This is a genomic window from Bradyrhizobium sp. AZCC 2176, from assembly GCF_036924645.1.
In the GTDB taxonomy this organism is placed as follows: Bacteria; Pseudomonadota; Alphaproteobacteria; order Rhizobiales; family Xanthobacteraceae; genus Bradyrhizobium.
The window spans coordinates 87388-104688 of sequence record NZ_JAZHRX010000001.1; the positions used below are offsets into that span (position 1 = coordinate 87388).

Sequence of the window (17301 nt, forward strand, 5' to 3'; positions counted from 1 at the left end):
CTCCCGATTAGATCAGGAGCGGCGTCCTCAAGTCGAGCGTCAAAGGGAATTCAATTGTGCGTTCCTCGGGCGGCGGGTCGATTCTGCCCGGGGTGTGGCCGTGGTCCTGAAACCGGGCCAACCGCCGGGCTTCCGCCTCATAGGAATTGACCGGCTTGGTATCATAGCTGCGGCCGCCGGGATGGGCGACGTGGTAGACGCAGCCGCCGAGCGAGCGGCCATTCCAGCTATCAATCAAGTCAAATGTCAGCGGCGCGTGCACCGGAATGGTCGGATGCAACCCCGAGGCCGGCTGCCAGGCCTTGAAACGGACGGCGGCAACGGCCTCTCCGGAGCGGCCGGTCGGCGTCATCGGCATCCGCCGGCCGTTGCAGGTCACGACGTGGCGGCCTTCGACGAAGCCGGTTGCCTTGACCTGCAGCCGCTCCACCGAACTATCGACATAGCGCACGGTGCCGCCGGCCGAGCCCTCTTCGCCGAGCACATGCCAGGGCTCTAGCGCCTGCCGCAATTCCAGCGCGACACCGCCATGATGGACGCGGCCGAACACAGGAAAACGAAACTCGAGCTGGGCTGAGTACCATTCCGGCGAAAATTCGTAGCCGGATAGCCTGATATCATCGAGCACGCCGAGAAAATCCTCCCAGAGGAAATGCGGCAGCATGAAGCGATCGTGCAGCGTGGTGCCCCAGCGGACGAACTTGCCTTGTTGTGGCTCGCGCCAGAGCTTTGCGATCAGCGCGCGGATCAGCAATTGCTGCGCCAGCGACATCCTGGGGTCGGGCGGCATTTCGAGCGCGCGAAATTCGACCAGTCCGAGGCGGCCGGTCGGGCCGTCGGGCGAATAGAGCTTATCGATACAGATTTCGGCGCGATGGGTATTGCCTGTTATGTCGACCAGGATATGCCGGAATAGCCGGTCCACCAGCCATAGCGGCGCTTCGACATCAGGCGGCGGCACATGAGCCAGCGCGATTTCCAGTTCATAGAGCCCGTCATGCCGCGCCTCGTCGATGCGCGGCGCCTGGCTGGTCGGGCCGATGAACATGCCGGAGAACAAATAAGACAGCGACGGATGCCGCTGCCAGTACAGCACCAGGCTCCTGAGCAAATCGGGGCGGCGCAGGAACGGCGAATCCTGCGGCGTCGAGCCGCCGACCACGATGTGATTGCCGCCGCCGGTGCCGGTGTGGCGGCCGTCGACCAGAAAGCGATTGGCACCGAGGCGAACTTTCGCGGCGTCTTCATACAGGCCGAAAGTGATGTCGACCGCCTCGCGCCAGTCTTGCGCCGGCTGGACGTTGATCTCGATGACACCAGGATCGGGCGTCACCTTGATCACCTCGACGCGCGGATCGTAAGGCGGCCCATAGCCCTCGACATGAACCTGGACTTGCAGTTCCTCGGCGGCCGCTTCAAGCGCCGCGCTCAGTTCGAGATAATCCTCGAGCCTCTCCACCGGCGGCATGAACGCGCACAAGACGCCGTCGCGGACTTCAACTGACGTCGCCGTGCGAACCGGCTTCGGTTTTGGCTTGGGCTTCTGCGCCAGTTTTGTTGATACGCCGTCGGCGACCGCGTCCGTCTCTTCGGCCGCGAGTTCGAGCCGCGGCTCCATTGGATCCTGCTCGACGACGTAGGGATATTCTTCCGGCGGAACATGCGGCAGTGACGCCATCGGCAGCCGCAGCCCGAGCGGGGAATCCCCCGGGATCAGGAACAGGTGGCTGCGCCGAAGCTGCCAGCATTCGCTGATCCAGCCCTTCATCCATCCTTGGGTGTCTCCTCGGGTGTCTCCTTGGGCGTCGTCGCCCGCGTGCTGGATCGGCAGCACGTATCCCTTCGGTCCGTCGAGTCCCTCGTCGAACACCCGCGCCATTCGCGCGCGTTCCTCCGGATCGGACAATTTGGAATCGGCGGGATCAACGTTAACGGGAAGCGCGGCTTCCTTCTGCAGCCAGTGCACGGGGTCTTCATAGGCCGGCATCACGTAGGCCGGATCGAGCCCGAGCCGCCTGGCGATGCCTTCCATCAGCTTTTGAGCGTCGGCGATGCCGGCCTTGCGCGGGTCGTCGATCTCAGCGATCAACTCGGCATTCTTCCAGATCGGGACGCCATCCTTGCGCCAATAGAGGCCGAACGCCCAGCGCGGCAGGCTTTCGCCCGGATACCATTTGCCCTGCCCGTAATGCAGCAAGCCGCCCGGCGCAAAGCGGGCGTGCAGCTTGCGGATCAGTTCATCGGCCAGCGCCTGCTTGGTCGGACCAATGGCGGCGATGTTCCATTCAGCCGATTCCAGGTCGTCGACGGAGACAAAGGTCGGCTCGCCGCCCATGGTCAGGCGCACATCATCGCGCTTGAGATCGGCGTCGACCTGTTCGCCCAGGCGATCGAGACGCGCCCAGGATTCATCGGAGAACGGCCGCGTGATGCGCGGCGCTTCGCGGATGCGCTTGACGCTCATTTCGAAGCCGAAATCGACATTGGCGAAGCCGGCGCTGCCCGAGATCGGCACCGCCGAACGGTAGTGTGGCGTGGCGGCGACGGGGATGTGCCCCTCGCCCGTCAGCATGCCCGAGGTGACGTCGAACCCGATCCAGCCGGCGCCGGGCAGATAGACCTCGGCCCAGGCATGCAGATCGGTAAAATCGCTTTCGACCTCGCGCGGGCCTTCGACCGGATCGATGTCGGGCCGCAACTGCATGAGGTAGCCGGAGACGAAGCGCGCGGCGAGACCTAGGTGGCGGAAGATCTGGATCAACAGCCACGCCGAGTCGCGGCACGAGCCGGAGCCAGAGGCCAGCGTCTCCTCCGGCGTCTGAATGCCCGGCTCCATGCGGATGACGTAGCCGATCTTTTTCTGCAATTGCGCGTTCAGCCCGACCAGGAAATTGACGGTACTGTCAGCCTCGCGCGGAATCTCTTTCAAGTAAGCTGCGAACAGTGGTCCCTGCTCCGTTGCGGCGAGATAGGGAGCGAGTTCGGTCTTGAGGTCGTTGGTGTACTGAAACGGGAAGGAATTGGCGTAAGGCTCGACAAAGAAATCGAAAGGATTGACCACCGTCATCTGCGCAGTGAAGTCGACTTCGATCTTCAGCTCAGACGCCTTCTCCGGAAACACGAACCGCGCCAGCCAGTTGCCCTGCGGATCCTGTTGCCAGTTCACGAAATGGTTTGCGGGCGTGACTTTGAGCGAATAGCTCAGGATCGGCGTGCGCGTATGCGGCGCCGGGCGCAGGCGAACGGTTTGCGGGCCGAGATCGATCGGTCGGTCATATTTGTAATGCGTGACGTGATGTAGTGCGACGAAGATCGACACGGACCGAAAGCTCCAGCGGCTTTTTTAAGCAGAACACCGGTTCCGGGTGGGATCAAGCACTAACAACGGGCACGGGGTGCCTATGGGAAGTGCGGAACGCTGTCGTCCCTGCGGAACGAAGGGACCCATACCGCGTGATATCTCGGGTGAAACAAGATCGCTGACACCGCCTCAAACAACAAACGCCCGTGGTTATGGGCCCCTGCGTTCCGCAGGGGCGACGCGAGAGCGGAGCGAGAACTACATCGTCGCCCCAAGCACCCAGGGTGCGAACTCGGCGCCGCCGAAATCAAAACTTTCGCTCTTGGTCGGCTGGCCCGATGCCGTTTTCAGCATCAGTTCGAAAATGCGCTGGCCGCATTGCTGCACGGTTTCCTCACCGTCGAGGATGGTGCCGCAATTGACGTCCATGTCGTCTTTCATGCGCTGGTACATCGGCGTGTTGGTGGCGAGCTTGATCGAGGGCGCGGGCTTGCAGCCGAACACGCTGCCGCGCCCTGTGGTGAAGCACACCATGTTGGCGCCGCCGGCCACCTGGCCCGTGGCCGCGACCGGGTCGTAGCCGGGCGTGTCCATAAAGACAAAACCCTTCTTGGTGATGGGCTCGGCGTAGTTGAGCACGTCGACCAGATTGGTGCTGCCGGCCTTGGCCATCGCGCCCAATGATTTTTCCAGGATCGTGGTGAGGCCGCCGGCCTTGTTGCCGGGGCTCGGGTTGGCGTTCATCTCGGCGCCTTCGCGCTTGGTATATTCTTCCCACCAGCGCATCAGGCCGACGAGCTTTTCGCCGACCTCGCGGCTGACCGCGCGCCGCGTCAGCAGATGCTCGGCGCCATAGGTCTCGGGCGTCTCCGAGAGGATCACGGTGCCGCCATGGGCAACCAGCAGATCGCTTGCCGCACCCAGCGCCGGATTGGCTGATACGCCGGAGTAACCGTCGGAGCCACCGCATTGCAGCGCCACCGTTAATTCGCTGGCCGGCACGGGTTCGCGCTTGACCTTGTTGGCGTCCGTCAACGCCTCCTTCACAAAGGCGATGCCGGCCTCGACCGTCTTGCGGGTGCCGCCGACTTCCTGGATGTCCATCGCGCGCAGCCGGCCGGCGAGTTTCTGTTCCTGCATCAGCCCGCCGATCTGGTTGACCTCGCAGCCGAGCCCCAGCACCACGACGGCGGAGAAGTTCACATGCCGCGCGTAACCGCCGAGCGTCCTCCGCAGCAGCGCCAGCGGCTCATCCTGCGTCATGCCGCAGCCGGTCTTGTGGGTCAGCGCCACCACGCCGTCGACATTCGGGAAATCGGCCAGCGGGTTATTGCCGGTAAATGGATTCTTCTTGAACATGTCGGCGACGATGCCGGCGACATGGGCGCTGCAGTTCACCGAAGTGAGGATGCCGATATAGTTGCGGGTCGCGACCCGGCCGTCTGCGCGGCGGATGCCTTCGAAGGTCGCGGGCAGATCGAAATTCGGCACCGGCTTGACGTCGACGCCATACGCATAGTCCTTGGCGAAATCGCCCATGCCGCAGTTTTGCGTGTGCACGTGCTGGCCCGGCGCAATCGGCGCGGTGGCAAAGCCGATGATCTGGCCGTAGCGGCGCACCGGCTCACCCACGGCGATCGGCCTGATCGCGACCTTGTGGCCGGCTGGAATCCGCTCGACCGTGGTGACGCCATCAGCCACCACCATGCCCGGCGGCAGGCTCGCGCGCGCGATCAGCACGCCATCGTCGGGATGCAGGCGGATCACGGGTGCCGGGGTCATGGGGGTGTCTCCTCTAAAATTGGCGGGTAGCGAGTAGCGAATGGCAAATAGAAACTCTACTCGCTATTCGCCACTCGCCATTCGCATCTTACGCCTTCCCGCCCGAATCCTTCCGGGTCTGGTTCACCTGCATCTTGGCGTAGGTCATCATCAAGCCGCTCTCGTTCGAGAGCGTTACCAGCTTGAAGCCCATGTTGATCGCGCGCACCGCGCCGTCGGCGCCGGAGCAGTGGATGCCGGGATTGAGGCCGCGCTTGCCGCATTCCTTGACGATCTTCTCGTAGATCTTGAGGATTTCCGGCTCGTCGCGGTCGAGCTTCGGCACCAGGCCGTAGGAGAAGCCGAGGTCGGACGGGCCGATATAGACGCCGTCGATGCCCTCGACGTCGAGGATCGCTTCCATGTTCTCGACCGCGGTCCTGGTCTCCATCATCGGCAACAGCACGATCTCGTCGTTGGCCGTCTGCTGGTAGGAACCGGCGGAGCCGTACATGCCCGAGCGGATCGGGCCGTTCGAGCGGGTGCCCTTCGGCGGATACTTGGCGTACTGAACGAGGTTCTTGGCTTCCTGCGGGGTGTTGATCATCGGGCAGATCACGCCATAGGCGCCGCCGTCGAGCACCTTGCCGATGATGCCGGGCTCGTTCCAGGGCACGCGGACCATCGGCGTCACCGGATGGCCGTTCATCGCCTGAAAGCACTGAACCATCGAGAGGTAATCCTGCACGCCGTGCTGCATGTCGACGGTGACGCTGTCGAAGCCGCATTGCGCGATCACTTCGGCGGAGAAGCCGGACGGAATCGCGAGCCACGCGTTCACCACGGCCTTGCCGGAGGCCCATACTTTCTTGACGTTGTTGGTTGCCATTGATCGCTTTCCCTTTGTGATCGTTACAATTGTTGGAGTTCGCGGAGTTGATTAGCTGGCGGCGCGCTGGATGCTGGCTTCGCTCACGCCGACCTCGCGGGCGGTGTTGACGATGGCAGCCCAGGTATCGTCCGGCAGCGGCACGCCGTTCCTGGTGCGCTCGGCGCGCATCTTGCGTTCGGGGTCTCCGGGGACCAGCACGCTCTCGACGCCGGCGATCGGCTTGGTTTGCCGGATGAAATCAGTGTAGCGCGAGATTTCGCTGTCGAAGTAGTTGCTGGTGTCGATCACCTTGGGATCGACATAGAAGGCGAGCATGCCGTTGGCAAACTGGCGCCCGCCCGAGGTGGCGCCGGTGCCGGTCAGCGCGCCGCCGAGCAGTTCGCAGATGAAGGCAAGCCCCGAACCCTTGTGCTCGCCGAAGGCGCGGATCGCGCCGGTGCCCTTGGTGTGGTCACGCGGCCCGTCAGGCGTGTAGGGACCATAGAGCACGGACGGTTCTTCGCTCAGCGTGCCGTCGGCGTCAACGAGAGCGCCGGTCGGCAGCTTCTTGCCGCCGCGGCTCGCCACCAGCACCTTGCCCTCGGCGACAATGGAGGTGGCGAAATCCAGCACGATCGGGTCCTGCCCCTGCCGCGGAATGCCGACGCAATAGGGGGCGGTTGAAAGCCGCTTCTGCACGCCACCGAACGGCGCCACCAGCAGCGAGCCCGCGGCATTGACGAAATGGACCGACACCAGCCCTTCGGCGGCGGCCATTTCGGCCCAGTCGCCGACGCGGCCGATATGCCCGGCATTGCGCAGCGCGATCGCCGATAGCCCCGCCTTCTTGCACTTCTCAATGCCGGTCCGCACCGCGAACGGCGTCACGGTCTGGCCGTAGCCGAACTTGCCATCGACCACGGCGAGCGAGGGCGTATCGACAACGATCTCGGGGGTCTGGTTGGGGATGACGTTGCCCGTCTTCTTCCAGCGGATATAGACCGGCACCCGGATCACGCCGTGGCTATCATGGCCGGTGAGATTGGCTGTCGTCAGGTAGGTCGCGATGCGCCTCGCTTCCTCGGGCGAGGACTCCGAATGCGAAAAAACCTCGGCGACAAAATCGATCAGGTTGTTGACTTTTATTGTGACCATATCCGGATTTCAGCCCTGTCCTTGCACCGGGAACCCTGCATGTCAGCAGCTAAACCCGAGAACTCCCACACCGGTTTTGATGACCGGCTTGGCCGGCACTTTGAGCGAAAAACTGCGTGCGTGTCTACCGCCCTCACTCGCATTAGCCAATGATTGCAATCATTTGCCCGGCCGGTATGCATCGGGCCGCTAGCATCATGCAAATTTGCGCTTACTCGTCGGGCTCGGCGTCGCCCTCACCGGCCACCTCCATCGCGGCAAGGCTGCGCTCCAGTTCGCCCAGCATGTCCTGCAGTTCGGCGAGCTTGCGCGCGCCGTAGCGATTGGTGATCTCGGCATAGATCGCTTCCGACGTCGGCGCGACGGCCTCGATCAGCTTCAGCCCCTTGGACGAAATCGACACCTCGCCGCGGCGGAGGTCGGCCTTGGCGGTCCGCCGCTCGATCAGATCGCGTGCTTCAAGATCGCGCAGGATTCGCGACAGGCTCGGACCCAGCAAAAAGGCGACACGCGCCAGCTCAGTCACCTCGATGGTATCAACCGTCGTCAGTGCGCGCAGGATCCGCCACTGCTGTTCGGTCAGCCCATGAGTGCGCAAGGACGGGCGGAACTGGCGCATCACGGCTTCGCGGGCGCGCAGAAGCGACATCGGTAGCGAACGGGAGAATTCGCGCATCGGTGCGCGCCGGAGCTCGAGCGTTCCCTCGGGGTCCGAACGCGATCCGTTCGGCGATTTCTTGCCTGCCATCTTCAGTGGTCCGCCATCAGGAATCCTCGATTGCGCGAAGGATAAAGTTTTGCGGCGCAACAAGCACCAAATCAGTTTGCGCCGGATAACTTAACATGTTAAACAAATTTCAGCCTCTTTTTTTGCTGAGCCGCCGGACGCCCATGGCCCTTTCCAGAGACGAAATCCGAAGTGCCGCCGAGCGGCTCGATCAGGCCGAAAAAACCCGCCAGCAGATCCGGCAGCTTTCGCTCGAACATCCCGGCATAACGATCGAAGATGCCTACGCTATTCAGAAAGCCTGGGTCGAGATGAAAGTCGCAGGGGGGCGCGTCGTAAGGGGCCACAAGATCGGCCTGACCTCGAAGGCGATGCAGAGCGCGCTCAACATCGACGAGCCGGATTCCGGCATCCTGCTCGACGACATGTTCTTTGCCGATGGCGGGCTGGTGCCGTCGAACCGCTTCATCGCCACCCGCGTCGAAGCCGAACTCGCCTTCGTGATGAAGTCGCGGCTTTCGGGGCCGGACTGCACGATGTTCGACGTGCTGAACGCCACCGATTTTGTGGTGCCCGCGCTGGAGATTCTGGATACGCGGGTTGAACGGGTCGATCCGCAGACCAAATCCACCCGCAAGATCTTCGACACCATCGCCGACAACGCGGCGAATGCCGGCATCGTGCTCGGCGGCCGCCCGATCCGGCCGATGGATGCCGACCTGCGCTGGATCGGCGCGCTGTGTTTCCGTAACGGCCAACTCGAGGAAACCGGGCTTGCAGCCGGCGTTCTCAACCATCCCGCGACATCGGTAGCCTGGCTGGCCAACAAGATCGCGCCGAACGGGCTGGCGCTGGAAGCCGGACAGGTGGTGCTGGCGGGATCGTTCATCCGCCCGATCGAGACCCGCAAGGGCGACACGATCCAGGCGGACTATGGACCTTACGGTTCCGTGAGCTGCTACTTCGCTTGATGCGTTAGGAAAGCGGGAGTCATCGCAACATGCCGCACTTCACGATTGAATATTCAGGCAATCTCGATCGCAGCGTCGACATGGGCGCGGTCGTGGAGCTGGTTCGCAAGGCCGCGGCCGAGACCGGCATATTCCCGCTCGGAGGTATTCGCGTCCGCGCTGTCAGGTGCGAGCATTATGCGATCGCCGATGGCCGCCAGAATTATGGCTTCCTCGACATGGTGCTGCGGCTCGGCGAAGGCCGCGACCTCGCTACGCGCAAAAAGGCCGGTGAACATATTTTCAAGGCGCTGTCGGCCTGCCTTGATCCGGTGTTCGCGAACCAAAAGTTCGCGCTGTCGTTCGACATGCAGATCAACGACAAGGAAACAAGCTGGAAACGCAACAACATCCACGAAGCTCTGAAAGTGGAGGCTCTCAATGGATAAGGCGACACCCAAGGACCTGTTTCAGGCCAACCGTGACCGAGCCGTGCCCCTGCTCGCCAAACTAAAGAGTGAGGGCATCGGGCACCTGATCGACGGCAGGACCGTGTCGTCGATCTCGGGCCAGACGTTCGAGACGAGGTCCCCGGTCGACGGCGCGGTGCTGGCGTCGGTGGCGCGCGGCAATGCCGAAGACATCGACCGTGCCGCAACCGCAGCCGCGACAGCCTTCAAATCCTGGCGCGAGATGTCTGCGGCTGCGCGGAAGAAATTGCTGCATCGCGTGGCGGATGCGATCGAGGATCACGCTGACGACATCGCGGTACTGGAATGCATCGACACCGGCCAGGCCCACCGCTTCATGGCCAAGGCCGCGATCCGGGCGGCGGAGAATTTTCGCTTCTTTGCCGACAGGTGCGCCGAGGCCCGGGACGGCCTCAACATGCCCTCCGAAGAGCACTGGAACATCTCGACCCGGGTGCCGATCGGTCCGGTTGGCGTGATCACGCCGTGGAACACGCCGTTCATGCTGTCGACCTGGAAGATCGCCCCTGCCTTGGCCGCCGGCTGCACCGTCGTGCACAAGCCGGCAGAATGGTCGCCGGTAACGGCGGACCTGCTGGCAAAACTCGCGAAGCAGGCTGGCCTGCCCGACGGCGTGCTCAACACCGTGCACGGCATGGGCGAGGAAGCCGGCAAGGCGCTGACCGAGCACCCCGCGATCAAGGCGATCGGCTTTGTCGGCGAAAGTTCAACCGGCTCGGCGATCATGGCGCAGGGGGCCCCTACCCTGAAGCGCGTCCATTTCGAGCTCGGCGGCAAGAACCCGGTGATCGTGTTCGAGGACGCCGACCTCGACCGGGCGCTGGATGCGGTGGTCTTCATGATCTACTCGCTCAACGGCGAACGCTGCACTTCCTCCAGCCGGCTGCTGGTTCAGCAAGGCATCGCCGACAAGTTCATCGAAAAGCTGACAACCCGGGTGAAGGCGCTGAAGGTCGGCCATCCGCTCGACCCCGCTACCGAAATCGGGCCGCTGATCCACGAGCGGCATCTGGCGAAAGTCTGCAGCTATTTCGACGTCGCGCGGAAGGACGGCGCCACCATTGCCGTCGGCGGCAAGCTACATGACGGCCCCGGCGGCGGCCACTACGTGCAGCCGACGCTGGTTACCGGCGCCCATTCAAAGATGCGGGTGGCGCAGGAGGAAGTGTTCGGCCCGTTCCTGACCGTGATCCCGTTCAAGGACGAAAGGGACGCCATCGAAATCGCAAACGGCGTGCAGTATGGCCTCACCGGCTATGTCTGGACCGGCGACATGGGCCGCGCATTGCGTGTGGCCGACGCGCTGGAGGCCGGCATGATCTGGCTCAACTCCGAAAACGTCCGCCATCTGCCGACGCCATTCGGCGGCATGAAATCATCTGGCATCGGCCGCGACGGCGGCGACTACTCGTTCGACTTCTACATGGAGACCAAGCACGTCTCGCTCGCGCGCGGGACGCACAAGATTCAGAGACTGGGAATCTAGAACTCACCGTCGTTCCGGGGCCCGAAGCGAACCCGGAACCTCGAGATTCCGGGTTCGGTCCTCCGGACCGCCCCGGAATGACAGAGAATCCGAGGAAACGCTCATGCCCGTTCCGACACACATCTTCGATCCCCCCTTCAACATCATCCGCTGCAGCCATGCCGTGCTTGATGTCGTCGACCTCAACAAGAGCCGCGCCTTTTACGAGAACACCGTCGGCCTCCATGTCGAGGACAGCGACACCACGGCGGTCTACTTACGTGGCAGCGAGGAGCATCAGCATCATTCGCTGGTGCTGCGGAAGGCGCCAGTCGCGGCCTGCAGCCGGCTCGGCTTCAAGGTCGGCAATGACGGCGATCTCGACAGGGCCGCCACCTTCTTTTCCGAGAACGGCATCGCTTACGCTTTCGCCGATCAGCCGTTCCAGGGCCGCACGCTGCAATTCACCGATCCCGCCGGCTTTCAGCTCGAACTCTATGCGACGATGGACAAGCGCCCGCATCTGCTGCGGCGCTACGACCTCTACAAGGGTTGTCACCCGCAGCGGCTCGACCATTTCAACGTCTTCTCGCCCGAGGTTCAGGGAACCGTCGATTTCTACGCCCGGCTCGGCTTCCGCCTGACCGAATATGGCGAGGAAGACGGCCCGAACGGGCGCATCGCGGCGGCCTGGATGCACCGCAAGGGCAATGTCCATGACTTAGCCATCACCAACGGCCGCGGCCCTCGCCTGCACCACATCGCCTATTGGACGCCGACTGCGATGAACATCCTGCATCTGTGCGACGTCATGGCCTCCAGCGGCTATCTAAAGAACATCGAGCGCGGCCCGGGCCGCCACGGCATCTCGAATGCGTTCTTCCTCTATGTCCGGGATCCTGACGGGCATCGCCTCGAGCTCTATACCAGCGATTACTTCACCGGTGATCACGACCACGAGCCGCTGCGCTGGTCGCTGAAGGACCCGCGCCGGCAGACGCTGTGGGGCGCGCCCGCGCCGCGCTCCTGGTTCGAGGAAGGTACGCCCTTCGCGGGCCAGGCCGTGCGCGAACCGGCCTTCGTCGCCGACGTCACGATTGCGGATTGATCGGATTGCCAATGACTCATTCCCGCCTCGCTACCTACACCGTCAACGGCGCGAACAAATACGGCGCCGTGACCGATGCCGGCATCGTCGATCTCTCCGCGCGTTTCGGCAAAGACTACCCGACGCTGCGCGAAGCGATCGCCGCTGGCGCGCTGATGAAACTTGCCGAAGATGCCGCGAAGCGCACGCCGGACCATCCGCTTGATGCGATCGCATGGCAGCCGCCGATCCCTTCGCCGGAAAAGATCATCTGCATCGGCGTGAACTATCCGGACCGCAATGCGGAATACAAGGACGGGCAGGAGGCGCCGAAATATCCGAGCATGTTCATGCGGACGCCGCGCTCCTTTGTCGGCCACAACACGCCGCTGGTGCGCCCGCGCGCCTCGGCCCAGCTCGACTATGAGGGCGAACTGGTGCTTGTTATCGGCAAGGGCGGCCGGCACATCAAGGAGAGCGACGCGTTGGACCATATCGCCGCGGTCACGCTGTGCAACGAAGGCACCATCCGCGACTGGGTGCGCCACGCCAAGTTCAACGTCACCCAGGGCAAGAATTTCGATTCCACCGGCAGCCTCGGCCCGTGGCTCGTCCCCTACACAGACGAAAGCCAGATTGCCGACATCCGCCTCACCACGCGGGTCAACGGCGAGACCCGGCAGGACGACCGCACCGGCCGATTGATTTTCGGCTTCCGCTATTTGATCAACTATCTCTCGACCTTTACAACGCTGGTGCCCGGCGACGTCATCGTGACGGGAACGCCGACCGGCGCCGGCGCGCGGTTCGACCCGCCGCGCTATCTCAAGCCCGGCGACGTCATCGAGGTTGAAGCCGAGGGCGTGGGCGTGTTGAAGAACGGCGTGGTCGACGAAGCCTGATCAATCCTGAGAAGCGAGTGGATAGTGCAATGACCTCAACTTCCGGCGGCGAAGCGATCGTCAATGGCCTCGTCGCGCATGGCGTCGACACCGTGTTCGGCCTGCCCGGCGCGCAGATCTACGGCCTGTTCGACGCGTTCCATCAGGCGCAATTGAAGGTGATCGGCGCGCGGCACGAGCAGGCCTGCGGCTACATGGCCTACGGTTATGCGCGGTCGACCGGCCGCCCCGGCGTGTTCAGCGTGGTGCCCGGCCCCGGCGTGCTCAACGCCGGCGCAGCATTGCTCACCGCGTTCGGATCGAACGAGCCGGTGCTGTGCCTCACCGGCCAGGTGCCGACGCAATTCCTGGGTAAAGGCCGCGGCCATCTGCACGAGATGCCGGATCAGCTCACAACGCTGCGCACGTTTGTAAAATGGGCCGACCGCATCGAATATCCCGACGTCGCACCGGCCATGGTCTCGCGTGCTTTCCAGGAAATGATGTCCGGTCGTCGCGGGCCGGTGTCGCTGGAAATGCCGTGGGACGTGTTTACGCAGCGCGCGGAGGTCGGACCCGCCAGAGTGTTCGATACCCTCCCCGCCCCGCAGCCGGATCCTGATCGCATCAAGGCCGCCGCTGATCTCATCAAGGCCAGCAAGCGGCCGATGATCTTCGTCGGCAGCGGCGCGATCCATGCGCGCGAGGAAATCCTCGAACTTGCAGAGATGATCGATGCGCCGGTGGTGGCGTTCCGCAGCGGGCGCGGCATCGTCTCCAATGCGCATGAGCTTGGGCTGACCATGGCGGCGGCTTACAGGCTGTGGCCGACCACCGATCTGATGATCGGGATCGGCACGAGGCTGGAATTGCCGACGATGTCGCGCTGGCCTTATCGGCCGGACGGCCTGAAATCGGTTCGCATCGACATCGATCCCGTCGAGATGCGGCGGTTCACGCCCGACGCAGCCGTGATCGCGGATGCCAAGGCCGGCACGGCCGATCTGGCGGCGGCCGTGAAAAAGGCCGGCTACAGCAAGACCAGCGGCCGGCGTGCCGAAATCCGCGAGGCCACCGCGGCGGCGCATCAGGAGATCCAGAAGGTTCAGCCGCAAATGGCCTACCTGAACATCCTGAGGGAGGTGCTGCCGGCGAATGCGATCGTCACCGACGAGCTGTCGCAGGTCGGCTTCGCCTCCTGGTACGGCTTTCCGATCTACGAACCGCGTACCTTCATTACCTCGGGCTACCAGGGCACGCTCGGATCGGGATTTCCCACCGCCCTAGGCGCCAAGGTCGCCAATCCGGATCGGCCGGTGGTCGCCATCACCGGCGACGGCGGCTTCATGTTCGGCGTGCAGGAACTATCCACCGCCGTGCAATTCAAGATCGGCGTCGTGACGCTGGTCTTCAACAACAACGCCTACGGCAATGTCCGCCGCGACCAGCGCGAACGCTTTGACGGCCGCGTGGTGGCGTCCGACCTGGTCAATCCGGATTTCGTGAAACTGGCGGAATCCTTCGGCGTTGGCGCGGCACGGGTTACCTCGCCCGATCACTTCCGCCCCGCGCTTGAGAAGGCGCTGGCCGATGGCGGGCCTTACGTAATTTCGGTGGAGGTGCCGACGGATTCGGAAATCTCACCCTGGGCGTTCATCCACCCGGCGAAACCGTAGCCACCGTCATTCCGGGGCGCGCAGCGAACCTCGGATGCGCAATCGGGGAATCTCGAGATTCCGGGTCTGGTGCTAACGCACCATCCCGGAATGACAGCCGAGGGCGTTAGCCGCTTTCCGCCGCCACGCTCCGCTGCATCCGCGAGGCCGCGATTACCAGCAGGCCCGCACCAGCGACTGACCAGCACGCCACCGGCGCCCATTGCAGCAGCGGCGCGTATTCCGGCAGTTTTTGCAGGCCGCCGGCAACCGCCGCCATCCGCGCAAAGGTCGCGAGCGCCAGCGCGGAAAACACCAGCCCGACGATCTTGCCCTCGGCGCCGCTCTCCCCGATCGCGAGCGCCGCGGAGACCGCGGCCATCAGCATGCAGCCCCACGCAGCACCAGCGACGAACTGCGCCGCGATCAGCATGTTGAGATTGCCGGCCGTTTCAGCGCCCAGCACCGCCAGCGCGCCGAGCAGGCCTGCCGCGCCCATCACGACCAGCCCGCCGCGGTGCTTGACCACGACGCTCGCCGGAAACATCGCGATGTTGAAGCCGATCCAGAACACCGGCATCAGCCATGGCAACTCATCCGGTTTTGCGAACCGCAGATAAAACGGCGTGCTGTTGATGGAAAAATGCAGTTGATAGCCGAGCGAGAGAATGACCATCGAGGCGATGAAGAACATCGGCACCTGGCCGAGCGGTTTTGCGGGCGCGGCTGGTGGTTTCGCGGCGGAAGGCGCCTGCGCCAGGTCCCGTTCGACCTTCGACAAGGCAAGTGTCGTGATCAGCAGCACCACGCCCGAGATCACGAAGGGGAGTCGCGGGTCATGATTGCGCAGCACCACGCCGAGATAGGGCGACACCGCGCCCGCCAGACCATAGCCGAGCATCGCCAGTGCCGACAGGAACGGAATCGCCGGCCGCGCGGCATATTTGCCGAGTAACGTCAGCGGCGGCGCGCGCAGCGCCGATGACGTTACGACCCAGATCAGGATCAGAGCGATGAACGAGACCTGCGCACCCGGCCCGGTGCCCGCCACGAACGGCAGCGCGACAAAGGCCGCGCAGGAGATCGCGGTCAGAGTGCCCACGAACACGCCGAGCCTGCCGACGAACGGCGCGATTCTGTCGGCGGCAATTCCCATCGCGGTATCGGTGATGGTGAAGATCGCCTGATCCAGCATCAGGATCAGGATCACGGCCGATGGCGCGATCCCGACATCGGCGCACAGTTTCGGCAGGTAGATGACGTAAGTGGTCCAGCCCAGCGTGAACACCAGTTGCAGCACGGCAAGATAGACACCGGTGCGGTTGGCGCTGGTGTTGTTCTCGGACGTTGCCTCTGATGTGGTCATGTCAGCCCCCCGGCAGATCGAGCATAGACCAAGGTAGAATCACCGCGCTTTTCGAAAAGTCAGATTGATGCGCTGGCGACCCATGACGGCGTGTTCGCCCTCGGCGAGCGGGGCCACACCATGAAAGAACAGCCGCGACGGACCGCCCCAGACCACGACGTCGCCATGCTCCAGCCGGTAGCGGTTCGGCTTGTCGGCACGCTTCGGGCCGCCAAACAGGAAGATGACGGGCAGCCCCAGCGACACCGACACGATCGGCGCAGCAAAATCCTGCTCGTCCCTGTCCTGGTGCAGCGACATCCGCGCGCCCGGCGTATAGCGATTGATCAGGCAGGCGTCCGGCGCAAAGCTTTCGAAGCCGCCGGCAGTGGCCGCCCGCGCGGCAAGTTCACGAAACGCCAGCGGCATCGCAGGCCAAGGCTGCCCGGAATCGGGATCGATGCCGTCATAGCGATAACCGCTGTGGTCCGTGACCCAGCCGGCGCTGCCGCAATTGGTCATCGCCACCGACATCTGGTGACCGCCGGGCGTGAACATGCGCCGGAACGGCGCTTGGGCGATGATCTCGTGCAGCGCCGCGATCCCGTCGCTTTCAAAGGACTTGGCAAATCCGCGCAGCAACACGGCGCCATCAGCCATCACTTCGCGCGATGGCCGCACATCCGGAACGGTTTCGAACAAATCAGCGGTCAACGCAGCCTGCACTCACTCGTCACTTGGCATCATGGAAGATCACGCCGACGGTGTGGCGGTGGCCGGAGCGGATCCGGCTGACGCCATGGCGCAGATTAACCCGATAGGGCCCGCGCGTCCCCTGCACCGGCCGGTGATGCACAGCAAAGGCGACCGCGTCGCCCTGCGCCAGCGGAACCACCTCGGGCCGCGACTGCATCCGCGGCCGCTGCTCCGTCAGCACGAACTCGCCGCCTTCGAAATCGCGGCCCGGCTGCGACAGCAGGATCGCGACCTGCAGCGGAAACACGTGCTCGCCATAGAGGTCCTGGTGCAGGCAGTTGTAATCGCCCTCACCATACTGCAGCAGCAGCGGTGTTGGCCGCGTCTGCCCGGCGGCGTGGCAACGCTTCAGAAACGCCTCGTGACGCTCGGGATAGCGGATGTCGATCCCCATGGTCTCGTTCCAGCGATTGGCGACGGGATGAAGCCGCGCGTAAAGCGCCGGCCGCAGCTCTGCGATCGGGTCGGGCAGCGGGTAAGCGAAATATTTGTACTCGCCGCGGCCAAGCCCGTGCCGCCCCATCACGATCGTGCTGCGAAAATTCTTGTCATCCGGATAGAGCGCCGCCAGCGCGGCGCATTCTTCCGGCGACAGCAGGCCCTTCAGAACGGCGCAGCCCTGCGCGTCGAGATCGGCGGTCGCCTGCGCCCAGTCGATGGTAGCGACGCGGGCGGCAATGGTGGGCGAACGGTCTAGATTTCTTGCGGTTGCTTTCATGGCATCAATATCGCAATCAAGCCTCGCCGAAACCACCCGATTTCCGATCGACGTCGTCCCTACGAACGCAAGTACGCATATCCGCAGGTCATCGCGGTTTGCCGAGCTGTGGCTCCAGCCAACTGGAACAACGAACAG

General features: G+C 63.8%; 14 protein-coding genes. 6 read left to right on the top strand and 8 right to left on the bottom strand.

Going from position 1 to position 17301, the window contains the following annotated elements; genetic code table 11:
• Window positions 1–7: 7 nt before the first annotated feature.
• The 5 genes from V1288_RS00385 to hpaR all read right to left on the bottom strand — a co-directional run bounded on the left by V1288_RS00385 (window position 8) and on the right by hpaR (window position 7764).
• Window positions 8–3319: a transglutaminase family protein gene (locus V1288_RS00385; RefSeq protein ID WP_334355191.1), complete on the bottom strand. Its 3312-nt coding sequence runs from the start codon at window positions 3317–3319 to the stop codon at window positions 8–10.
• A gap of 240 nt (window positions 3320–3559) precedes the next feature.
• Entirely contained in the window at window positions 3560–5083 is a 1524-nt protein-coding gene (locus tag V1288_RS00390) for a UxaA family hydrolase (protein ID WP_334355192.1), read from the bottom strand.
• Between the two features lie 88 nt (window positions 5084–5171).
• On the bottom strand, window positions 5172–5951 hold the full coding sequence (locus V1288_RS00395; protein ID WP_334355193.1) for an HpcH/HpaI aldolase family protein: 780 nt from the start codon (window positions 5949–5951) through the stop codon (window positions 5172–5174).
• 51 nt (window positions 5952–6002) lie between these two features.
• Window positions 6003–7088 (bottom strand): malate/lactate/ureidoglycolate dehydrogenase, encoded by a 1086-nt coding sequence (locus tag V1288_RS00400; protein ID WP_334355194.1) that lies wholly within the window; start codon window positions 7086–7088, stop codon window positions 6003–6005.
• A gap of 211 nt (window positions 7089–7299) precedes the next feature.
• Window positions 7300–7764 carry a homoprotocatechuate degradation operon regulator HpaR gene (gene hpaR, locus V1288_RS00405; RefSeq protein WP_442894004.1) on the bottom strand — a complete coding sequence of 155 codons (465 nt, stop codon included), beginning with the start codon at window positions 7762–7764 and terminating at the stop codon, window positions 7300–7302.
• Between the two features lie 215 nt (window positions 7765–7979).
• Here hpaR and hpaH point away from each other — a divergent pair, with 215 nt between their 5' ends.
• The 6 genes from hpaH (at window position 7980) to V1288_RS00435 (ending at window position 14365) form a co-directional block, all read left to right on the top strand.
• Window positions 7980–8786: a 2-oxo-hept-4-ene-1,7-dioate hydratase gene (gene hpaH / locus V1288_RS00410; RefSeq protein WP_334355196.1), complete on the top strand. Its 807-nt coding sequence runs from the start codon at window positions 7980–7982 to the stop codon at window positions 8784–8786.
• A 29-nt stretch (window positions 8787–8815) separates the two neighbouring features.
• A complete protein-coding gene (locus V1288_RS00415) occupies window positions 8816–9214 on the top strand; it encodes a 5-carboxymethyl-2-hydroxymuconate Delta-isomerase (protein ID WP_334355197.1) in 399 nt (132 codons plus the stop codon).
• Complete coding sequence (gene hpaE, locus V1288_RS00420) at window positions 9207–10742, top strand: 5-carboxymethyl-2-hydroxymuconate semialdehyde dehydrogenase (protein ID WP_334355198.1); 1536 nt, start codon at window positions 9207–9209, stop codon at window positions 10740–10742. The genes V1288_RS00415 and hpaE overlap by 8 nt, the downstream gene beginning before the upstream one ends.
• A 103-nt stretch (window positions 10743–10845) precedes the next feature.
• Window positions 10846–11829 (top strand): 3,4-dihydroxyphenylacetate 2,3-dioxygenase, encoded by a 984-nt coding sequence (gene hpaD, locus V1288_RS00425; protein WP_334355199.1) that lies wholly within the window; start codon window positions 10846–10848, stop codon window positions 11827–11829.
• An 11-nt stretch (window positions 11830–11840) separates the two neighbouring features.
• Window positions 11841–12710 carry a fumarylacetoacetate hydrolase family protein gene (locus V1288_RS00430; protein ID WP_334355200.1) on the top strand — a complete coding sequence of 290 codons (870 nt, stop codon included), beginning with the start codon at window positions 11841–11843 and terminating at the stop codon, window positions 12708–12710.
• Window positions 12711–12739: 29 nt separating this feature from the next.
• Window positions 12740–14365, top strand: a complete 1626-nt coding sequence (locus V1288_RS00435) for a thiamine pyrophosphate-dependent enzyme (RefSeq protein WP_334355201.1) — start codon at window positions 12740–12742, stop codon at window positions 14363–14365.
• Between the two features lie 106 nt (window positions 14366–14471).
• Here the strand turns inward: V1288_RS00435 and V1288_RS00440 are convergent, their stop codons facing one another.
• Genes V1288_RS00440 through V1288_RS00450 form a run of 3 tightly spaced genes read right to left on the bottom strand, consistent with a single transcriptional unit; the run spans window position 14472 to window position 17163 of the window.
• On the bottom strand, window positions 14472–15710 hold the full coding sequence (locus V1288_RS00440; protein ID WP_334355202.1) for an MFS transporter: 1239 nt from the start codon (window positions 15708–15710) through the stop codon (window positions 14472–14474).
• Window positions 15711–15749: 39 nt separating this feature from the next.
• Window positions 15750–16403 carry a DNA oxidative demethylase AlkB gene (gene alkB / locus V1288_RS00445; RefSeq protein WP_334355203.1) on the bottom strand — a complete coding sequence of 218 codons (654 nt, stop codon included), beginning with the start codon at window positions 16401–16403 and terminating at the stop codon, window positions 15750–15752.
• Window positions 16404–16422: 19 nt separating this feature from the next.
• Window positions 16423–17163: a 2OG-Fe(II) oxygenase gene (locus V1288_RS00450; RefSeq protein ID WP_334355204.1), complete on the bottom strand. Its 741-nt coding sequence runs from the start codon at window positions 17161–17163 to the stop codon at window positions 16423–16425.
• Between the last annotated feature and the right edge of the window lie 138 nt (window positions 17164–17301).

Coding starts and splice junctions, on each gene's coding strand:
- V1288_RS00430 (WP_334355200.1), top strand. CDS start 11,841: ATGACTCATTCCCGCCTCGCTACCTACACCGTCAACGGCGCGAACAAA.
- V1288_RS00415 (WP_334355197.1), top strand. CDS start 8,816: ATGCCGCACTTCACGATTGAATATTCAGGCAATCTCGATCGCAGCGTC.
- V1288_RS00390 (WP_334355192.1), bottom strand. CDS start 5,083: ATGACCCCGGCACCCGTGATCCGCCTGCATCCCGACGATGGCGTGCTG.
- V1288_RS00440 (WP_334355202.1), bottom strand. CDS start 15,710: ATGACCACATCAGAGGCAACGTCCGAGAACAACACCAGCGCCAACCGC.
- hpaD (WP_334355199.1), top strand. CDS start 10,846: ATGCCCGTTCCGACACACATCTTCGATCCCCCCTTCAACATCATCCGC.
- hpaH (WP_334355196.1), top strand. CDS start 7,980: ATGGCCCTTTCCAGAGACGAAATCCGAAGTGCCGCCGAGCGGCTCGAT.
- V1288_RS00450 (WP_334355204.1), bottom strand. CDS start 17,163: ATGAAAGCAACCGCAAGAAATCTAGACCGTTCGCCCACCATTGCCGCC.
- hpaE (WP_334355198.1), top strand. CDS start 9,207: ATGGATAAGGCGACACCCAAGGACCTGTTTCAGGCCAACCGTGACCGA.
- V1288_RS00400 (WP_334355194.1), bottom strand. CDS start 7,088: ATGGTCACAATAAAAGTCAACAACCTGATCGATTTTGTCGCCGAGGTT.
- hpaR (WP_442894004.1), bottom strand. CDS start 7,764: ATGCGCGAATTCTCCCGTTCGCTACCGATGTCGCTTCTGCGCGCCCGC.
- V1288_RS00395 (WP_334355193.1), bottom strand. CDS start 5,951: ATGGCAACCAACAACGTCAAGAAAGTATGGGCCTCCGGCAAGGCCGTG.
- V1288_RS00435 (WP_334355201.1), top strand. CDS start 12,740: ATGACCTCAACTTCCGGCGGCGAAGCGATCGTCAATGGCCTCGTCGCG.